At 63.2% G+C, this 19,832-nt stretch carries 14 protein-coding genes, 2 tRNA genes and 3 pseudogenes; 10 read left to right on the top strand and 9 right to left on the bottom strand.

What is annotated here, in order from left to right:
- Nucleotides 1-177 precede the first annotated feature (177 nt).
- A complete protein-coding gene (locus IPK20_20205) occupies nt 178-2,616 on the top strand; it encodes a DUF3466 family protein (protein MBK8018785.1) in 2,439 nt (812 codons plus the stop codon).
- Between the two features lie 9 nt (nt 2,617-2,625).
- The gene (locus IPK20_20200) at nt 2,626-3,201 is read left to right on the top strand and encodes a PEP-CTERM sorting domain-containing protein (GenBank protein MBK8018784.1); all 576 of its coding nucleotides are present in this window, start codon (nt 2,626-2,628) and stop codon (nt 3,199-3,201) included.
- Between the two features lie 233 nt (nt 3,202-3,434).
- Here the strand turns inward: IPK20_20200 and IPK20_20195 are convergent, their stop codons facing one another.
- The 8 genes from IPK20_20195 to IPK20_20160 all read right to left on the bottom strand — a co-directional run bounded on the left by IPK20_20195 (nt 3,435) and on the right by IPK20_20160 (nt 9,479).
- Nucleotides 3,435-3,806, bottom strand: coding sequence for a hypothetical protein (locus tag IPK20_20195; GenBank protein ID MBK8018783.1), 372 nt, complete (start codon nt 3,804-3,806; stop codon nt 3,435-3,437).
- A gap of 22 nt (nt 3,807-3,828) precedes the next feature.
- Nucleotides 3,829-4,257, bottom strand: a complete 429-nt coding sequence (locus tag IPK20_20190) for a hypothetical protein (GenBank protein ID MBK8018782.1) — start codon at nt 4,255-4,257, stop codon at nt 3,829-3,831.
- Nucleotides 4,257-5,084, bottom strand: coding sequence for a hypothetical protein (locus IPK20_20185; protein ID MBK8018781.1), 828 nt, complete (start codon nt 5,082-5,084; stop codon nt 4,257-4,259). Before IPK20_20185 ends, IPK20_20190 begins: the two co-directional genes overlap by 1 nt.
- A gap of 10 nt (nt 5,085-5,094) precedes the next feature.
- On the bottom strand, nt 5,095-6,318 hold the full coding sequence (gene nrfD, locus IPK20_20180; protein ID MBK8018780.1) for a polysulfide reductase NrfD: 1,224 nt from the start codon (nt 6,316-6,318) through the stop codon (nt 5,095-5,097).
- Between the two features lie 10 nt (nt 6,319-6,328).
- On the bottom strand, nt 6,329-7,285 hold the full coding sequence (locus tag IPK20_20175) for a 4Fe-4S dicluster domain-containing protein (GenBank protein MBK8018779.1): 957 nt from the start codon (nt 7,283-7,285) through the stop codon (nt 6,329-6,331).
- Between the two features lie 689 nt (nt 7,286-7,974).
- Nucleotides 7,975-8,051: transfer RNA gene (locus IPK20_20170), tRNA-Arg, on the bottom strand.
- A 27-nt stretch (nt 8,052-8,078) separates the two neighbouring features.
- Nucleotides 8,079-8,171 (bottom strand) — tRNA-Ser (locus tag IPK20_20165).
- 54 nt (nt 8,172-8,225) lie between these two features.
- A complete protein-coding gene (locus IPK20_20160; protein MBK8018778.1) occupies nt 8,226-9,479 on the bottom strand; it encodes an aspartate kinase in 1,254 nt (417 codons plus the stop codon).
- Between the two features lie 234 nt (nt 9,480-9,713).
- Here IPK20_20160 and IPK20_20155 point away from each other — a divergent pair, with 234 nt between their 5' ends.
- Nucleotides 9,714-10,286, top strand: a complete 573-nt coding sequence (locus tag IPK20_20155; protein MBK8018777.1) for a LemA family protein — start codon at nt 9,714-9,716, stop codon at nt 10,284-10,286.
- Between the two features lie 19 nt (nt 10,287-10,305).
- On the top strand, nt 10,306-11,202 hold the full coding sequence (locus tag IPK20_20150; GenBank protein ID MBK8018776.1) for a hypothetical protein: 897 nt from the start codon (nt 10,306-10,308) through the stop codon (nt 11,200-11,202).
- Between the two features lie 111 nt (nt 11,203-11,313).
- Here the strand turns inward: IPK20_20150 and IPK20_20145 are convergent, their stop codons facing one another.
- Nucleotides 11,314-11,994: an ankyrin repeat domain-containing protein gene (locus tag IPK20_20145; protein ID MBK8018775.1), complete on the bottom strand. Its 681-nt coding sequence runs from the start codon at nt 11,992-11,994 to the stop codon at nt 11,314-11,316.
- A 200-nt stretch (nt 11,995-12,194) separates the two neighbouring features.
- On the opposite strand from IPK20_20145, the pseudogene IPK20_20140 reads away from it, so the two are divergent.
- The 6 genes and pseudogenes from IPK20_20140 (at nt 12,195) to IPK20_20115 (ending at nt 17,782) form a co-directional block, all read left to right on the top strand.
- Nucleotides 12,195-13,914, top strand: a pseudogene (locus IPK20_20140) (PQQ-binding-like beta-propeller repeat protein).
- 72 nt (nt 13,915-13,986) lie between these two features.
- Complete coding sequence (locus IPK20_20135) at nt 13,987-14,607, top strand: cytochrome c4 (protein ID MBK8018774.1); 621 nt, start codon at nt 13,987-13,989, stop codon at nt 14,605-14,607.
- Complete coding sequence (locus IPK20_20130) at nt 14,607-15,482, top strand: alpha/beta hydrolase (GenBank protein MBK8018773.1); 876 nt, start codon at nt 14,607-14,609, stop codon at nt 15,480-15,482. Before IPK20_20135 ends, IPK20_20130 begins: the two co-directional genes overlap by 1 nt.
- A gap of 62 nt (nt 15,483-15,544) precedes the next feature.
- Nucleotides 15,545-16,215, top strand: a pseudogene (locus IPK20_20125) (RraA family protein).
- A gap of 6 nt (nt 16,216-16,221) precedes the next feature.
- Nucleotides 16,222-17,106 (top strand): 2-dehydro-3-deoxygalactonokinase, encoded by an 885-nt coding sequence (locus IPK20_20120; GenBank protein ID MBK8018772.1) that lies wholly within the window; start codon nt 16,222-16,224, stop codon nt 17,104-17,106.
- Nucleotides 17,107-17,118: 12 nt separating this feature from the next.
- Nucleotides 17,119-17,782, top strand: a pseudogene (locus IPK20_20115) (2-dehydro-3-deoxy-6-phosphogalactonate aldolase).
- Nucleotides 17,783-19,832: the final 2,050 nt, after the last annotated feature.

The following is a 19,832-nucleotide window of genomic DNA, read 5'->3' as shown; positions in this document are numbered from 1 at the left end:
ATTCGAATCCCGTTCCACGCATCCGCATCCGCCACCTGGAATGCTGGTACATTTGCCGGCAGTCGCCACCACCGTAACCCTTCCTCGATGCGCCATCCACGTTCGAGCCTTGCGGTTCCCGTCGCGGGGTTGTGTCTCGCATGTGTTTGCGGTTCCTCGCCGGCGCAGCAGTACACCGTGATCGATGTCGGCGTGCTGGGCAACTGCGAGAGCACCGCGCATGGCCTGAACAATCGAGGGCAGGTCGTCGGGGACAGCGCGGACCCCAACTTCAGGACATATGCCTTCGCAACCGGTCCGAATGGAGCGGGTATCCGAAATCTGGGTACCCCGGGCGCCGTATTCGGCAATCCCGTGAGCAGCGCGAGAGGCATCAACGACTACGGCACGATCGTCGGCAACCTGGGTAACGGCGATGGTGTCTTCGTCAGTTCTCCCAACGGTACGGGTGGCCCGCTCGTACGGATCACACCTCCCGCCGGCACCGGCGGAATCTACGCCTGGGCCATCAATGCCTCCGGGCAGATCGCGGGCCAGTTTCAGCCCACCTACGGAACGAACCCCGTGAACGCGCCCTTTCACGCGTTCGTGACCGCTCCAGGCGGCGGCGCGTTCACCGACGTGGGTGCATTTCCGAGCCTCTTCAACGACAACGAGACTTACGGCCGGGCGGTCAATGCCACCGGGCAGATCGCCGGTGGCGCATCGGGGTTCTGCAACAAGCAGACGGCCAACGGTTACTTTTGCGGAAGCTTTTCGACCAAGGCGTCGTCCGGGGATCTTTACTCCCTCGGTGTGCTCGGCGCAGAGACCCCTTTTTCGCGCGGCAACAGTCAGTCGTTCGCCCTCGGCATCAATGACAAGGGTCGAATCGTTGGCTACAGCGATACGGTCAATGGCGGCCCGTCCCACGCCTACGTCAGCGACGGCACGACACTGACGGATCTGGAAACGTTCGGTGGCACTTCGAGCCGGGCCAACGCAATCAACAATGCCGGTCAGGTGGTGGGTCAATACACGCTCAACAGTGGCGCGCGGCGAGCCTTTCTCTGGGACGACGCGAGCGGCATGGTCGATCTCAACACCCGCATCGATGCGTCCTCCGGCTGGACGCTCACTGAAGCCGTCGCGATCAACGACAAGGGTCAGATCGCGGCGAATGCCTCGCATCCACGATTCCCAAACTGCTCGCACGCCGTCTTGCTGTCCTGCAAGGACACCGACGGCGATGCACTATGCGATGACTGGGAGCGCAACGGGATCACCGTTCAGACCGCGTCGGGACCGGCGTTCCTGAATCTCCCCGCGATGGGTGCCGACCCCCTGCACAAGGACATCTTCGTGCATGTCGACTATCTGGTCGAAGCGTCCGGATTCAGCCATAACCTTACGCTGGCCGCGCAGAAGCTGCTCATCGATGCGTTCGCAGCACAGGACATACGGCTGCACATCGACTGCGGCTGGAACTGCATCATGAACCCCGTCACGGGGGACAAGTGGTCCACCGCCGGCGACACCATGTCGAAGTCCGCCTCCATCGTCGAGACGGCGCAGCTTGCGGCCCTGGATGAGGGAACTGTCTTTCAGGTGACGGCGCCGTTCATGGAGGCCAACTTCGCGAATGCCCGAGGCAATGGCAAGGCGCAGGAGCGTGCGCAGGTATTTCACTACGCCTTTCTCGGTCACGGCATGAAGAAGCGATCCGACTGCGGGAATGAGGACACCTCATCCGGCCTGAGCCCCGTTCCGGGATCGAACTTCGTGGTGACGCTTGGGCTGAAGCCCGAGGATGCCAGCGGCTTGTACGATTTCGCGCTGGCCGGCACCTTCATGCACGAACTTGGCCACAACCTCGGTCTGCATCACGGCGGCCCGCTGCTCGCCAGCGCATCCGACAGGACTCTCCTATTCACTGGCAAGCCGAACCACTTCAGCGTGATGAACTATTCCTGGCAGATCGCGCTTTGGCGAAAGGTGTCACCCGATACCTTCGCCCCTTTCATCGACTACTCCCGCCATGCGAATCCCACACTGGACGAGGCGGCACTCGAGGAACGCCATGGAATTCGTGGAGCCGCCGACGTCGATCCGCTTCTGGTGATGTACTTCTGCGAGGGATCGGACGAGGCTGTGCTGGTTCGATCGGGAGCGAACAACCCGATCGACTGGAACTGCAGCGCCCTGCCCCTCACCTCCGATGGCATCGATCTCGTTCCCGTGCGGGCGAACGTCAATCATGATTACGAAGACTGCGCGCGCGCACGGCCTCGAATGTCGCCTCTCACGAACTACGGGGAGTGGACGAACCTTCACTTCCGCGGGGGAAACATCGGCAGTGCGTCAGGGGTACCGACGATGCAGGTGGATGTTTCGGGCCTTCCCAGCGAACAGTCGAGCGCGCAGCTCAAGAAGCAACTTTTCCGGATGGCGCAACGTCAGGCCGATCTGGACCACAACGGCAAGGTCGATCTCGATGACGTCGCGGTGTTGCAAAGGGCGCTCAACCGGCCCGCCGCAGGAACGGACCCTCGCGACCTGAACCACGATGGCAGGATAGATGCCCTTGATGCCCGCCTTCTGACAACACTTTGCACCAAGCCTCGTTGCTCACGCTGAGATATCGTCATGAGAATCGTCCTGCACATCTTCCTTTTCGCAATGGTTCTGCTTGCGACAGACGCCAATGCTGTCCAGCTGACGCTCGCCGGTCCCGCGGCGTCGAACACGGTGGGCGCACAAGTGGCCGTGAGCGTGGAGCTTTCCGGCCTGACCGCCGCCGAACCTCCGGGACTCGGATCATTCGATATCGACATTGGTTTCGATCCGGGCATCCTTTCCTTTCAGTCCGCTGGCTTCAGCACAGGACTCGACGCCTTCGGCCTCGGCGATGTCCAGTCCGTCACACCGGGCCCGGGCGTAGTGAATCTCTTCGAACTGTCGCTCGACTCTCCCTCGGACCTGATCGCTCACCAGACCAACGCATTCCGGCTGGCCACATTGATGTTCGTCGCCCTGGCGCCTGGATCGAGCCCACTGACAATCACCATCAACGCGCTGGCGGATGCCGCGGGCCTGGATCTGCCCGCCACCGCGCTGGGAACGAATGTCTCGATCAGTGCGGTACCCGAACCCGCATCCGGTCTCCTGCTTCTGATGGGGCTGGGCCTGCTGTTCATGATGTGCGAACCCCGGAAACGCTGAGGAGCCCGGAATGCCCGCTGGCGTCGGACAAGTCTCGTCAGCGCTGCGTCGTCGAGGCCGCGGAATCGGGCGATGACCCCTCGGACATCGGCTGTCGGTCTGCGATCCGGCGTCAGGGAAAGAACCACCTCCCTCTTCTGCAACGGTCCGCGTCACGCATGTCCGGCGACTCATGATGACTTGCAGGACCCGTTCGTCATGGCGCAAGCTGACCAGAATGACTCGGCGAAACGTCAGCCAGCCATCCCACGAATGTGTCCCAGCCACCAGACTGCCAGAAAGCGCTGCAGTTCCGGGCGATCGAAGTTCGAGGCGGTGGCAACCTCTCCCATGAGGTACTCGAACTCCTCCGCTTCGGGACAATGGTCCCCACGGTGTCCATCGCGCTCTTCCCCGAGCAGGGAGGCTTCGGCAACGAAGTGCTCTCGGGCCATTGCCCTCAACCGCGACATCGCGTCATCGAAGGCTGCTTCATCCGTCCCACCCTTCTGACTCGAGCAAAGATCGGCCAGACGGTTGCACTGCCTGAGCAATGTTTCATGCTGGATATCGAGGATCTCGTATCCGCTGCGGAATGCAGGATCCCATTCGATGTACTGAGGCAAGTGGGCTCCTTTCGAGGCGTTGTCAGAAACCCAGCGACTCGACCACCGCCACCAGATCGGCAAAGCTGGCCTCCCTCAGCCGGGCCGCCAGCGCTCCCTTGTCCAGACCTTCGCACTCGAAGCGGGTGAGCTCCACCTCCAAAGGCAGCTCCCGGATTTCCAGCGGTGACATGAATCCGATGCCGCAGATGTCCGCGAGGCATCGCCGCTCGGGTTCGCTCAGCTCCAGGCCGTGGTAACGCAACATCTCGAGGTAGCGTTCCGCTGTCCGGTTCAACTTGCCGCTGATCTCCATCGTGTTGGCCTGGCCGTCGGTCAGGATCGCCAGGGGCGGTCCGAAAAACACCGGCGTCTTGCCGACGCGGCGAGTCTGTTCCTCCCGCGTCAACGCGGGAGGAACCCAGGCGGTCTCTCCACGCCCGGGCTTGGAGGCTTCGAGTTCGTCCGCCATCAGTGATCGATCGGGTGCAACTTCTCGAACTCGGCATCGGTCATGCCACGAGGCAACTGTGGCGGCGTTTCCGGCTGAAGCTGAATGAAGCCGCGATTGCGTTCGCCATCCTGCACGTTGTGAGGGTTGTGACACTCCGTGCACACGAACCAGCGCTTCTTGCCTTCGCTCGTGAACTCGCCGATCCGCTTGCCGTGGATGCCATCGCGCCAGTCGCGCAGCTTGTCGCCGTGGCACTTGCCGCAGAGCAACTGAGGCTGGTCGATGCTGATCGGTTCGCCGAAATGATCCACCAGCTTGTTTCGCTGGGTCTTGTGGTGACAGTCCAGACACCAGATCCGGCCGCGCCCGTGCTGAAGGTTCTTCACGTCCGGCACCATGGCTTCCATGGTCGGAATGGGCACCGGGCGGTTGTCCTTGGGAAAGCCCTTGGGCATCACGCCGTTGTGACAGGCCGTGCCGCACTGCGAATAGAACATGAGTTTCTCGGAGCGCGGCTTCACCACGGCCTGACCTTCGGCCACCTTTTCCAGCCCGGGCATCTTGCCCATGGGTACCGTGCCATCGAACGGGTCGCCATACCAAAGCGCGGCGCCGGTGGTCGGAGAGCATTTCACGTTGGGCCAGCCGGGTCGAATCTCCTTTTGCGTGACCTCGCTGGCACCCTTTCGGCTCTCGAAGCAGACAACCTCGGCCGGGGGGTTTGCTGGCGCATCGGCAGCGGCCGGCGCGGATGCCTCGCCCGCCGGCTTGTCCTGAGCGACAACGGAAATGAGCAGGGCTCCCAGCAACGTCAGCACTGCGGCGGAAACGGCTATGCGTTTCATGATCGGCACCTCATTGCACCGTGGCGGATCGGGCCCCGCCACCGAACTTGATGTCTCCCAGCAGCACCCCGATGGCTCCCTTGAGGAGGATGGTCAGGATGAAGAAGCCGAAGGCCCAGATGCCGGCGGTCATGAGCCACTCGACGAACGTGGGGTAGTACTCCGTCACCTCACCGATGGGCGAAGGAATGAAGCCGGGAACGATCAGGCCCATCCCCTTCTCGATCCAGATGCCGGCGAACGCCATCGCGCAGGGAATGGGAAGCCTCTTCACGTCGTTGCGGAACGAGGGCATCAGGAACATCACGAAGGACGCGACCATCAGCACCACGGCAGTCCAGAACCAGGGCACGAGCCGTGTCAGGCCATGGAGACCGAACATGAGGTAGTACAGACCGTTGGCGTGCTCGGTACGCGCGTACAGCTCCACCACCACCTCCGAGAGCGTGAGGAAGATTGCAATGCCCAGGCAGAAGGTGACGATGGTGGCGAGCAGCCTGATCGCGCTGTCCTCGATCCACAGCTTCGTGTTCTTCCGGATGATCAGGAACGCGATGATGATCAGTGCCGGGCCTGCGGCGAAAGCCGTGGCGATGAACCGGATCGGCATGACGCTGTGGAACCACATGGGGCGCGCCGGATTCACGGCGACAAGGAAAGCCGTGACCGTGTGGATCGACAGCGCCCAGACGATGGAGACGTAGACCAGGGCCATGAAGATCGACTTGTTCACCGGCTTGCCGGAGTACTTGGAGTACAGGTACCAGAAGCCCACGACGGCGTTCAGGAACAGGTACCCGTTGAGCACCATCACGTCCCATCCCAGCATCGATGAGAAGCTGTAGATACCCCGAGGGGGGATCATGTGCCAGAGACGATCCGGCCGGCCCATGTGGGCGAACACGAACATCATGACCATGATCACCGCGGAGATCGCGAGCATCTCCCCCAGGACGGTGACCTTGTGCATGCCCTCGTGGTGATACACGTAGGCCGGGAAGACGATGGTCACGGCCCCGGCCGCCACCCCCACCAGGAACACCAGGTTCGCCAGGTACAGGCCGTCGTGGATCTGGCTGGTCATCCCCGTGACGATCAGGCCCTCCGTGTTCTGGAGATAGTAGACGTACAGCATGCCGACGATGAGCAGGGCAAGAACGCCCATCCAGGCATAGAACTTCGGGCCACCCTTGAGCACGTAGCGCACGTAGTCGGAAACGAAACGGGTCAGCACGGTCCGCCTCCTAGTCGTAGAAGTAGAAGAACTTGGGATACGTGTTCAGTTCCGCCTTGAGCCGGAACACGTTCTTGCGTGCGAGCACCTTGCTGACTTCGCTCTCCGGATCCAGCAAGTTTCCGAACTTGCGCGCCCCGACCGGGCACACCTCCACGCAAGCCGGATAGCGGTTGTGCCGCGTTCGCTGCAGACACCAGTGGCACTTCTCCACCACCCCGCGCATCCGGGGGCGGTTGCCCAGGTAGTGCGTGACCGGATTCATCGCGTCCTTGGGCAGAACGGGGGTGGTGAGATTGAATCGGCGCGCCCAGTAAGGACAGGCGTTCATGCACATCTTGCAGCCGATGCACCAGTTGTAGTCGATGACGACCGGGCCATCGCCTTCCCGATAGGTGGTTCGCACCGGACACACCTTCACGCACGGGGGCTTCTCGCACTGCATGCAGGCGATGGGCATGTACGTGGCGTCCTTCTCCGGCACCGCCTCCGGCTTGTAGTGGTACTGGCCTTCGAGCACCTGGCCCGCGGGGCTGTAGGCGTTGCCGCCCACCTGGATGCCCAGGCCCTCCGGATAGCCCTGGTCCATCTTCTCCTGGGAGAACTCGCCCCTCTCCATGCGCAGCACCTGGATCCACTCGATCCGTTCGCCGGGACGTTCGCCGCGCGACTGGTTGTTCTCCGCGACACAGGCTTTCACGCACCGCCGGCAGCCGATGCACTTGCGGACGTTCAGTGCGTAGCCCATTAGCATGCCCGGCTGCGGGCCCGTGATGTCCACCGCCACCTTCTTGCTGTATTCCTCGGAGTAGCGCTTCTCCAGGCGCAGGCGCGCCTCGCTTTTCTCCTCGTCCGTCATCAGACGATAGTTCTTCTGGAAATGCTCCGCCCATTCCACGGCCGCCTTGGCATCCCCCTCGGGCGCCATCAGGGCGCCCGTGCCCATGAGCGACGACAAGCCCAGCATGCCGCTGCCGCGCAGGAAGTCGCGACGCGAAGTCTTGGTCACCGCCTTGGCGGGATCCGCGGAGGCTGGGGGTACGTCGAAGGGTGTCTGCGCCTCGGTTGCCGGCGGCATGGTGAGTTTCACTTCGGAGTCCACAACGATTCTCCAGGAGGTCGAATGTCGTTGAAGAAGTTTGTTGCGAAGGGCCTCGGACTCCGTTGACGCAAATCAATTGCCCTGATCGAGAGGTGGCACAACGAAGGCGAAACAAGGCAGCCACGTTCACGATGCGATTGCGTGCCTGCACACTACGATCTCTCGCGCATGCGACGCCCATCGCAGGCAAGCCGCACGATGGGAGCGTGATCTTCCCGCTTCACACAGACATTCACCGGTGCAGCTCCGGTTCAGTGCAGTGCCTTCGCGGCACTGGGCGAAACGCCCCGCTCTACTCGGAACAATGGTGAGACCGCCCGACGCCCGCCCCCGGTCCGTACCGCGCGACTGCCGCGGACGCAGGCGCATCGCTGAACGAATCTTCTCGGAGAGGACGAGCGCCGATGGACTCGACAGTACGGCCGATCGAAGGCCCCCCTTCGGGTAGGGACGGCTAACTCAAGCCAGGCTGGAATCGGAACGGACGAGAAAGATCAAAGGACTGAACGAAAAACAAGAAGGGCCTGGATCTTTCGATCCAAGCCCTTGATTTCTGGCGCGCCCGGCAGGATTCGAACCCACGACCCCCTGGTTCGTAGCCAGGTACTCTATCCAACTGAGCTACGGGCGCATTGTTCTTATTGTCGGCATGACCAACTGGCGGAGACGGTGGGATTCGAACCCACGATGCAGGTTTTGCCCGCATACTCCCTTAGCAGGGGAGCACCTTCGGCCTCTCGGTCACGTCTCCGAAGGGGCGAGAGAATAACCGCTCGGCCTCTTCGGGTCAAACGCTATCGCGGCCTCAGGCGACTGCCTGATCCAGTTCGAATGCCTTGTGCAGCACCCGCACGGCAAGTTCCATGTACTTCTCGTCCACGATCACGGAGATCTTGATCTCGGACGTGGAAATCATCTGGATGTTGATGCCCTCCTCGGCCAGCGTCCGGAACATCTTGCTGGCGATCGCCACATGCGAACGCATGCCGACACCCACCATGGACACCTTGCAGATCTTGTTGTCGCCGACGATCGCTCGCGCGCCGATGTGCTGCTTCACTCCCTCGAGAATGCTCATGGCGCGCACATAGTCGCCGCGGGGAACGGTGAATGAGAAATCGGTGTTCCCGTCGACGCTGGCATTCTGGATGATCATGTCCACATCGATGTTCGCGTCGCCCACCGGACCGAGGATCGCGTAGGCGATGCCGGGCTTGTCGGGAACGCCCATGACCGTGAGCTTGGCTTCATCGCGCGCGAACGCGATGCCGGAGATGACTGCCTGTTCCATCTTCTCGTCTTCCTCGAACGTGATGAGCGTGCCGGACTGTGCCTCTTCCCCGATCGGCATGTCGGGATCGGTAAGACTCGACAGCACGCGCAATCTGACCTTGTACTTGCCCGCGAACTCGACAGAGCGGATCTGCAGCACCTTCGACCCGAGACTTGCCATCTCGAGCATTTCCTCGAACGTCACCGTCTTCAAGCGGCGCGCACCGGGTTCGATGCGGGGGTCGGTCGTGTAGACACCGTCCACGTCGGTGTAGATCTGACATTCGTCGGCACGTAGCGCGGCGGCCAGCGCGACACCCGTCGTGTCCGAACCGCCCCGGCCCAGCGTCGTGATGTTGCCCAGTTCGTCGACACCCTGAAATCCCGCCACGACCGGCACGTAGCCCGCGGCCAGATCGGCGCGAAGACGTTCTTCGTCTATAGACAGGATGCGGGCCTTGGTGAACGCACTGTCCGTGAGCACCCGAACCTGTGCGCCCGTGTACGACTTTGCCTTGATTCCCTGATCCATGAGCGCCATGGCCGCCAGGCCGATCGTCACCTGTTCGCCCGTGGCCGCCACGACATCGAGTTCGCGCGGGTCCGGGGTGGCCTGGATCGCTTTCGCAAGGCCGATGAGACGATTGGTTTCGCCGCTCATGGCGGACACGACCAAGACCACGTCGTGACCATGGCGCCGCCATTTGGCAACCCGCCGGGCCACCGCCTGGATACGCTCGACGGATCCGACGGACGTCCCGCGGTACTTTTGAACAATCAACGCCATGACTGGAACCGGGGCCTCACCGAGAAAAGCCGCGCATTCTACCGAAGCCCATGAACCCAGGCGAGATTCCGGCGGCCAAAACCTCACAAAATGACGGCATAGGATGTGCTTCCCGCGGCGGATGCGACGTGCACGCGGCCAACCGACTTTTCGGGTCTGATCGGGCGGGTCCTAGGGCCGGTAGTCGTGGCACGTCGCACCACCATTTTGCCCCACCTCCGGAGGCTTCTGCCCATGAGCGTGTTTCTGCTGGTGCTGATCGCCCTCATTGCCCTGGCTGCGGTGTATGGCGTTCTCCTCTACAACGCCCTGGTGCAGTTGAAGCACAACGTCGGCAAGGCATGGTCGAACATCGACGTGGTGCTGAAGCAGCGCCACGACGAGCTGCCCAAGCTCGTGGAAACCTGCAAGCAGTACAAGCAGTTCGAAGAGAGCACGCTCGAGAAGGTGATCGCGGCGCGTTCGAGAGTACACGACGCCAGGCAGAAACAGGACATCCCTGCCCTGGGTCAGGCCGAATCCATGCTGCGCGCGGGGCTCGGCACCATTTTCGCCGTTGCGGAGGCGTACCCCGACCTCAAGGCGAACGAGACCTTCCAGCACCTGCTCGCTCGCATCTCCGGCCTGGAAAGCCAGATAGCGGACCGGCGGGAGTTCTACAACGAATCGGTGAACGTCTACAACGTCCGGCGCGAGCAGTTCCCGGACAACCTGCTCGTCAGCCTCTTCTCGTTTCCACCCAAGTCTCTCCTGCGCTTCACCACCGAGGAAAAGGCCGATGTGGACGTGAAGGCACTCTTCGCCTGAACGGCGGCGCACCCCGGGCATGTGGTTGCGCGGGTTGCGCGCCTCGACGCTCGACGAAACGCTGGCGGCGTTGTACGTCGGCGCCGTCATCGTCGCCGTGCATGCAAGGTTGCACGTCGTATGGCTCTCCAGCGCGGCATTCATAGCGGCGGCAGCTGCCTATGGATGGATCAAGAGCTATCAGCGGCTGCGGCACGTCAACGACATCCCCACCTCACGGATCGCATCGGCGCCCCAGGGCTTTGTGGAACTTCTCGGAACCGCCCAGACGCACGAAGACCGTTACCTCCACTCCAAGCTCGGGAACATGCGCTGCGTGTGGTACCGCTATCTGGTGGAGGAACGTACGCGCAACAACAAGTACACGCCGATCGACAGCGGATCGAGTGAAGACACGTTTCTGTTGCGCGATGCCACGGGCGACTGCGTGATCGATCCCGACGGCGCGACGGTGGTGGCTGTGCATCGCCGTCAATGGACGAGTTCGCCCTACCGGAAGACCGAATGGTGGATCGCTCCGGGAGACCTGCTCTATGCGCTGGGCGGGTTCCGCACGCTGCATGGCGGCGATCACGAGGCTTCGACGAGCGAGGAAGTGAGCGAGTTGCTCGCGCAGTGGAAGAAGGACAGGCCGGATCTTCTGCGCCGGTTCGACCAGGATCGAAACGGCGAGATCGATCTGAAGGAGTGGGAGACTGCCCGCGCCGCAGCGCGTTCGGAAGTACTGCGATCCCAGATGGTGCGGGCCACCCGGCCCGGGCTGCATCTCATGCAGACGCCCCAGGACGGGCGTCCCTATCTGCTGAGCGGCAAACCGCCAGAGGCTCTGTCACGCCACCTCATGCTCTGGACCTGCGGTCACTTCGCGGTCATGACGTTGGCAGCCGCAACACTGTCCGGCCTTTCGCTCATGTGACGCGGACCCGGCCCGGATGCCACACCTCCGTACGGCGCCGGGCTCGCTCCGCCCGGCGGAGCCGGCCCATCGCCTCAGCACGGCAAGAAGTGCTGCGCCGACCGGCCTCCGTCACCTGCCCTCCACTGCCTTGCCCTCGATCAGCGCTGCGATCTTTTCGTGTCCCAGCTTGCGCGCGATCTGTGCGGCGGTCATGCCACGATCGTCCCGGCTGTCGAGTTCGGCGCCGCGATCCAGCAGAACCCTGACAGTTTTCTCATCTCCCGAGCCGGCCGCCCACATCAGCGCGGTAAGGTCGTGTTCGTACCGGCGATTCAGCTCGACGCCCCGATCCAGGAGCAGAGCCACGGCGGCAGCCCGCCCCGCCCCTGCCGCGTAAATCATGGCGGACTTGCGCAATTGGTCCTGCGCCTGCGGATCGGCACCCGCATCCAGCAACAGCGTCATGACCTCCACATAGCCCCCGTACGCCGCGGCCATCAATGGCGTGGTCTTGTCCAGTGCCGGGAGGTTCACGTCTCCGCCCTTCTCCAGAAGGGTCCGGACCATGGGACCGTTGCCCTTCCGCGCGAAGAGCATGAGGGGCGTCTCGCCGTTGCGGTTGCGCGCATTCGGTGCCGCGCCGCGACTCAGCAGCGCAGACGCGCGCTCCGCATCGCCTTTCTTGGAAACGGCGAGCAGCTGCGCGTTGAGGTTGTACGCACTGGCGTCGAAGTCCGCATCCCCCATGTTCTGGGCGTGCGCCCCAAGACATGACATCGCGGAAATGCCAAACAACAGCAAGAAATTCACGAAGCGGCGAACGATGGAAATAGGAATGGCCATGGTGGATGAACGAGAGTTCGCAAGTTGTTGTACATGCCCGAGGCACTGTTCTAACATTCCTCGGTTTCGCTAGGAAAACTTCTGGAACTTTCTTGCATATGTTCTGAATTGGTCCTGGCGAATTCGACAACGAATGTTGCATTCAAGCAACCACGTTAGGAGGAAGCATGAGGTTGACGAACCCACTGAAGCAGGTCGCGCTCTCGCTGCTGCTCGCCGGTATCACGACCGGAGCGCTGGCAGATGAAATCCAGGGACAGAGCACGACGGCGGGCAAGCCGATGTCCAAGAATCTGGTGTCGGTCACGCAGCAGATGCTCGCAGGTTCCCCCGGTGACAAGCAGAACTGGCTTCATCCGAACGGGAGCTACGCCCAGACCCGTTACTACCCCGCCGATCAGATCAACAGCGGCAACGTCTCCAAGCTGAAGCCCGCCTTCGTCTTCCAGACGGCGGTGCTGGAATCGATGGAAACCGCGCCCCTCGTGGTCAACGGTGTGATGTTCCTCACGACCTCCTACAACCACGTCTATGCCGTGGATGCCGTCACGGGCGAGGAGTTCTGGCACTACAAGCACAAGATGGGTCCCATCACGACCTACTGCTGCGGCCCGAACAACAAAGGCGTGGCGGCGTACGGCGACATGCTCTACATGGGCACCCTGGACGCCAAGCTCGTGGCGCTGGATGCCAAGACGGGCAAGGTCGTGTGGAAACGGAAATCGCCGATCCTGAACTCGGCTGCAGCGAGACCATGGCGCCTACCGTCGTCGACGGAAAGGTCCTGATCGGCACCAATGGCGGTGAATACGGCATTCGCGGTTTCGTGAAGGCGTACGACGCCAAGACCGGCAACCTCGTCTGGACGTTCCACACCATTCCGGAGAAGGGTCACGAGGGCAAGTGGGCCACCCACGACGCCACCAATCGCGACATGCTCCGCAACATCGCCGGGGAAAGGAACTGCTGGCCAAGAACGGCGGCGACTTCTACCAGACCCTCGGTGGCGGCGTGTGGATGACCCCTGCGGTCGATACCTCCACGCGCACGGTGTACTTCGTGGTGGGCAACCCCTCGCCCGACCTGTACGGCGACATCCGGCCCGGCGACAACCTGTACACGGATTCCATCGTGGCCGTGGATCTGGATTCCGGCGCCTACAAGGCCCACTTCCAGTACATCGCTCACGACGTGTGGGATCTGGACGCGGTTTCGCCCGTGATCATCACGGAAGCCAAGGGCAAGGACGGCAAGAACCAGAAGGTCGTCATTCACGGCGGCAAGACCGGTCACGTCTATGTCCACGATGCCGCGACACTGGAGCTGATCCGGTTCTCGGAGGCGATGATCCCGCAGGAAAACATGTGGGTCCTGCCCACCCCGGAGGGCGCCGGATGCTTCCGGTGCCAACGGCGGCGTGGGAATGGAACCCCTGGCCGTCAACCCCAAACTGCGCCTGTGCTATGCGGCCAACCTGCATCAGCCGATGACCTATCACGTGGAAGAATCCCCTACCTGGCGGCAAGCTCTGGCTGGGCGGTGCCTTCAAGGTCATCCCGAGCGAGAAGCAGTGGGGCCGTCTGTCCGCGGTCAACCTCGACACCGGCAAGGTGGCCTGGAAAGCCGACACCGACCAGCCCCTGATGGGTGGCGTGCTGGCCACGGCCGGCAACCTGGTATTCACGGGTGAAGGCAATGGCATGTTCAATGCCTATGACGCCCGCAGCGGCAAGAAGCTGTGGTCGTTCAACTGCGGCGCCGGTGTGAATGCCCCGCCCGTGTCCTACACGTGTCGGAGGCAAGCAGTACATTGCCGTGGCGGCGGGCGGAAACACCCAGCTCGACTTCAAGCGCGGCAATAGCGTGTTCGTGTTCGCCCTGCCCTGAGAACGTCTCTCGGGCGTCAGGGTCTGACGAAAGGCCGCCCTCGGGCGGCCTTTTTCATGACAGGAAGGATGAATGAAGACGATCCAGAAAGCAGGAACTGGAACATTCCGCGCCACCCGGCGCATCGCCTGCTGGGCTGCCGGCAGTGTGCTGGCTTCGGCCGCATTCGTTTCCGGTAGCGCAGTCGCGGAGGACGTGACGACCAAGGTCGCCGCTTGCATCGCCTGCCACGGCGAAGACGGCAATTCGACCATTCCCGACAACCCGATCCTTGCAGGACAGAGCGCCCGGTACATCTACCTGCAGCTCAAGGACTACAAGGAAGGGCGCCGCCTCAACCCCATCATGTCCGCCATCGCGTCGGGGATGGGCAAGCAGGATATGTGGGATCTCGCCAACTATTTCAGCTCCAAGAAGCAGAAGCCGAACGGCTTCAAGGCGGATGCCGACAAGGTGACGCGAGGCAAGAAGGTGGCCGACGATGCGCTTTGTCCCATGTGCCACCTGGGCGGATTTTCCGGGCAGAATGAGGTTCCGCGCGTGGCCGGCCAGCATCAGGCCTACATCTACAAGCAGCTCATGGCGTTCAAGACGAAGGAACGCAACAACTACGCAGACATGAACGCCTACATCAAGAACATTCCGGAAGCAGACATCGAGGCGCTGTCCCACTACATCGCCAACCTGAACTGATGCAGCCTTCCGCCGTGACCGACCCTGCCGTGCGGGAGGGGCATCTGGCCTGCCTCGGTCCGCACGGATTTCATCGCACTGCCTATACCGAATGGGGAGACCCCGGCAATCCGCACGTGGTCATCTGCGTCCACGGACTCTCGCGCAATGGACGGGACTTCGACGCCCTCGCCTCTCGCCTTTCGGGAAAGTGCCGAGTGATCTGTCCCGATGTCGTCGGTCGGGGCAAGAGTGACTGGCTGCCTCACAAGGCGGATTACGGCTACCCGCTCTATCTGGGCGATATGGCGGCCCTCATCGCCCGCAGCGGCGCGGAACGGGTCGATTGGATAGGAACGTCCATGGGCGGTCTTGTCGGGATGCTCCTGGCTGCAATGCCTCAGGCTCCCATCCGCCGGCTGGTGATCAACGACGTGGGCCCCTTCATACCCAAGGCAGCGCTCGAACGGATCGCCGCCTATGTGGGCCGCGACCCGCACTTTGTCGACGCTGCCGAAGCAGAGGCCTACCTTCGGCGTGTCCACGAACCCTTCGGCCCGCTGACAGACGATCAGTGGCGTCATCTGGCCCGATTCGGAACGCGGTCCGCGGAGGGTGGGCGCATTGCCCTCGCTTACGATCCCGGGATCGCCGAAGCCTTCCGTTCGGGAATCCGCGATGTGGATCTCTGGCCGGTCTGGAAACAGGTGCAGTGCGACGTCCTCATCACGCGCGGCGCGAAGTCCGACCTTCTCAGCGCCGAGACGGCCCAGACGATGATCAAGCAGGGCCCGGCCCGGGGACGCCTGGCGGAGTTTGCCGGCGTGGGCCACGCTCCCATGTTCATGTCGGAAGATCAGATGTCGGTCGTGGAGTCCTTCCTCCTCGCGGTATAGCGGGTCCGTGCCGTTCCGGCTACATTCCGCGTCTCTCAACCAACACCCAGGGAGATTGCGGAATGAACCTGCGCGACTTCGATCGGCCCGACGGCAAGCTCGTGGAAAGCTACCGCGAAGTGGCCAAGTGCTACAGCGCCTCCTGCGTCTTCGCCGACGTACAGCGCCGCGGCGGCGTCATGCACAGCGGTATCAAGCCCATCTTCTCTCGCAAGGCCGTGGGGCCGGCACTGACTGTCCGGCTGTCTCCCGGCGACCTGCAGGATCCTCTGGCGGCGCTGCATGTCGCGAAACCCGGCGATGTGGTGATTGTGGATGCGGGCGGTGAAACCGGAGACTTCGGTCTTCGGCGGACTCATGGGCAGTCTTTTCCAGAACTTGCGGCGTGCAGGGAGCGGTGATCGACGGCGCGTGCCGGGACATCGACGAACTGCGCGATCTCGGTTTCGTGGTGTTCTCCCGTGCCGTCACGGCCCGTGGAACTCACACCATGTTTTCCGGCCGCAAGGACGACGTCGAACTGAACGTTCCCGTCCAGTGCGGCGGGATCGTGGTCTGCCCAGGCGACATGGTGATCGCCGACGAGATCGGGATCACGGTGGTGCCGAAGGCGGATCTCGAATCGGTGCTTGCCGCAGCCAAGGATCAGGCCGACCGCGAGGAAGCCACCCGCCAGCGAATCAAGCAGGGCCGCACGTTCGAGCAGCTTCTCGAAGAATTCGGCCGCATCTGAAGCATCGTGATCGCCGTCGACTGGGGAACCAGTTCATTCCGGGCATACCGGCTGGACGACTCGGGGCAGATCGTCGATCGCAGGTCGGCATCCGCAGGAATCCTCACGGTGACCGATGGCGGGTTCGCCGAGACCCTGGAGAACCATGTCCGCGACTGGCTCGATTCGGGCGAACGTGTCCTGCTCTTGAGCGGAATGATCGGCAGCCGCCAGGGCTGGAAGGAGGCCCCCTACGCGTCAGCCCCGGCCGGTGCGGAGGAGATCGCCCGCGCACTTGTCCCGGTGAACGTGCGGCCCGGCATCGACGGCTGGATCGTGCCGGGAGTCGTGACGGTGAACGCCGATGGCATCCATGACGTCATGCGAGGCGAAGAAACGCAGATTCTGGGCATCCTTCATGACCTGGGACCAGGAAGCCATACGCTGTGTCTGCCCGGAACCCACAGCAAGTGGGTGGAAGTTCAGCATGGCACTATCACCGGATTCCGGACATTCATGACAGGCGAGGTCTTCGCCGTATTGAAGGATCACAGCATCCTGGGACGCATCATGAATTCCTCGGCACCTTACGACCGGCAGGCATTCGCGGACGGATTGCACCCGTTCGGCCGACGCAAGCGGACTGCTGCACCACCTGTTCGGCGTGCGCGCAGAGTGCCTTTGCGGCGATCTCGACGCCGAGCGCTCCGCGATTTCCTGTCGGGACTTCTGCTGGGACACGAACTGCGGCAGGCTCGGGGGAACGCCGTCGTGAACCTCCTTGGCGCAGGCGTGCTGGTGGATCGTTATGCCTACGCCTGCGAGGTGCTCGGCCGGTCGACCCGGATTCTGGATCCCGACGCCGTCGTGGCGGGCCAATGGCAAATCGCCCGATCGCGTCGGCTCGTCTGAGGTTCCGATGACATCTCCTCTGAAGTCGTGGCTGGACCGCTGTCCCTGGTGGCTATCCTCCGCGGAGTGCAGCCTGCGGAAGTCGTGGATAACGCGTCTGTCCCATTCGACTCGGATTCCGGATCGTGGAGGTGCCGCTCAACTCGCCGGATCCCTGACGAGCATCGCACTGCTATCCGGACGCTTCGGGGACAGCATGCTGGTCGGGGCGGGGACGGTTCTTCAAGCGGCGCAGGTGGAGCAGGTCGCAGACGCCGGAGGACGGCTGATCGTCATGCCCCATACCGACACGGAGATCATCGCAACCGCCGCCAAGGCGGGACTGTGTGTTGTCCCTGGCTTTTCCACGCCCACGGAGGCATTTTCAGCTTTGCGGGCAGGCGCGTCGGGGTTGAAACTCTTTCCGGCGGAGGCCAGTCCGCCGGCAGTGTTGAGGGCCATGCGTGCGGTGCTGCCCAAGGAGGTTGCGGTGCTCCCCGTGGGTTCCATCACGCCCGTGAACATGGCGGAGTACTGGTCGTCGGGGGCCGACGGATTCGGTCTCGGCTCTGCCCTCTACAAGGCGGGCATGTCGGCCGACCGTGTGGCGGCCAATGCTGCGACCTTCGTGTCGACGATCAGGCTGCTTAGCAGACGCGGGCCCAACGGGGCTCGCGGTCACCACGCAGCCGCCTGAAGCACGGAAGACAAGGGTCAGGACCGGGCCCTCGGGGACGCTGGAACCTGCGGGGTGGAAGAACCGTCCGCCATCGTCCCGACGCGTCGAGACGGAAACCCGGTCCGCCACTGGCGTCAGGACCATCTCTTCGTGCCGGTTCAAGGGAAGGCAGGAGGGTGTCCCGCCTTCCGGAGCGGGAGATCGAATCCCGCCCATGCAGAGAGCATCGCCTTCAGGCGTTGCCCGTTTCAGAGGAAACCTGGCGCAGAGGCTGCGCTGGCGTCATTCGCACCCTGAGCGCCGCCTCCAGTTCCCCGACGTACCCCCGCATCAGTTTCCGCTCCGCCCGCAGCGCCACCATCTGATCCCACAGCGGCGCGTCGAGCGCCAGGCTATCGGTCGGCCACGTCGGTTTCCCCGGCCATGTCGGCTTGCGGCACCGGACACCGGGACCTCCACGCGATTGTCTTCAGCGGCGGGACCTCGCGGGTAGCCGTGCACCCGGCCGGCGGACCAGCGAACAGGTGGATCGCTTTACAGTTCATCGCCTCTCCCCGCCAGCCCAAGTCGCCGCGAACGCCCGCTCGAGCTGCAAACATGCGGATCGACCCCGGCGGCGGTTTCGACGCCGGATGGGCGGCCGCTGATCCGCCAGCTTGCCGGAGATCTCCGCCGCCACCTGGATCACCAGCCTTTTCGCCCGGTCAGTGCGCTCCAAGGGTGACGCCACCACCAGGCGCCGCACCGTCGCCGCCGTTGTCGTCAGTGGCCGCCCGCAGCGTGTCGTGGGCGGCCTGCCACTGCGCCGCATAAAGGCGGCCGCCGTCTCCGCCCTCGCCTCCGCTCTCGGCGGCCTGCACCCAGAGGCACGCCAGCAGAGGCCAGCAGGATCAGCACCCCGGCCACGTGGCCTCTTCGAACGGTGCTTCTTCAGGGATCAGCAGCAGGGCACCCAATGCGCCACCTTCTCTTTGAACGCTTCGTTGATCCGCTTCAGCTTCTCCTGTTGCTTTACACGACCTTCTCCCGCGTATTCATCCGCGTGATGCCGCGCCGGGATGTGGTTCCCCTTCAGCGCCGTGCAGGATTATTTTTCCTGGATGTCAGGACTTGTTGTCTCGCTTTGGCGGGTTTCGTTCGGCGGCAGGACGTCCTGGGATAGCTGCCGACCTTCACGCGACGCCGGACGCCACGGCTGGGCCACGGACTGCTCCGCCCGAAGGCATCGGTGCCTCGGTCGCCGCGTTCTTGACCGCGGTAGAGCGTAGGTGCCCGGGATCAACCCGATGTTGGGCGCAAGGGTCTTTCATGAAGATGGTCGAGGACCTGCCCTTCTGCTCGCGCCCGAAGCGGACGACATCCCATTTCGGCGAGGTGCGCAGCACCGGTGTCCGTGGACTTAAGTGATCTCCTTGCCGGTGAACTGCGACCGGTTGAAGGGCGATCTCCGCGAAGACTTCCGCCAGCGGCCCCGCCGGTACCGCCACTGGCGGGATCGGAACTGCGGCTGGGTCTAGCTTATGTCGGAGATCGCCGACCGGAATCCAGCGCCGGACATCCAGGAACCGGGGACCCGTGCCGTCGTTCCATGGCATCCGGATCAGCTTCCGAGCAACGAACCTGAAGATCTTCCGGCTTTTCCTCAGGAGCAGCTTCCGCTCAGTCGTCTTCATCGCCCCCGCTGAGCGCATGCCCGAAGCGTTGAGGAACGGAGCACCATTTTCTGCCATCTTGGCCAGCTTTCCACGGCCTCTTCGCCGCCGTCCCCGGGATCCGTTGCCGCGCGATAGGTGAAGGCGATGAAGGAAGGCGGTCTGCCGCATCAACTCGATCCACGGCGCGTTGATCTGGAGTCGCGAGCGATTTCCGCGCCACCGTCGCCGCCGCCCGATCGTCCGCCCTTCTTCCTTCGCGCGGAGGGAGGCCGCGAGCCGAACACTCCACGTCCTCCGGCCTGATAGAGATGAAAGCGAATGTCATCACGCCCGCTTGCCGACCTTGCCGTGATCACAGCCCCTTGGACGCCAGGAGGCCGCCGCGATGGCGTCCCTTCCACTTCCCGGACAGG

This window comes from Betaproteobacteria bacterium, from assembly GCA_016713305.1.
In the GTDB taxonomy this organism is placed as follows: Bacteria; Pseudomonadota; Gammaproteobacteria; order Burkholderiales.
The sequence above is the reverse complement of the archived record's forward strand: the minus strand, read 5'-3'. Positions and strand labels throughout refer to the sequence as shown.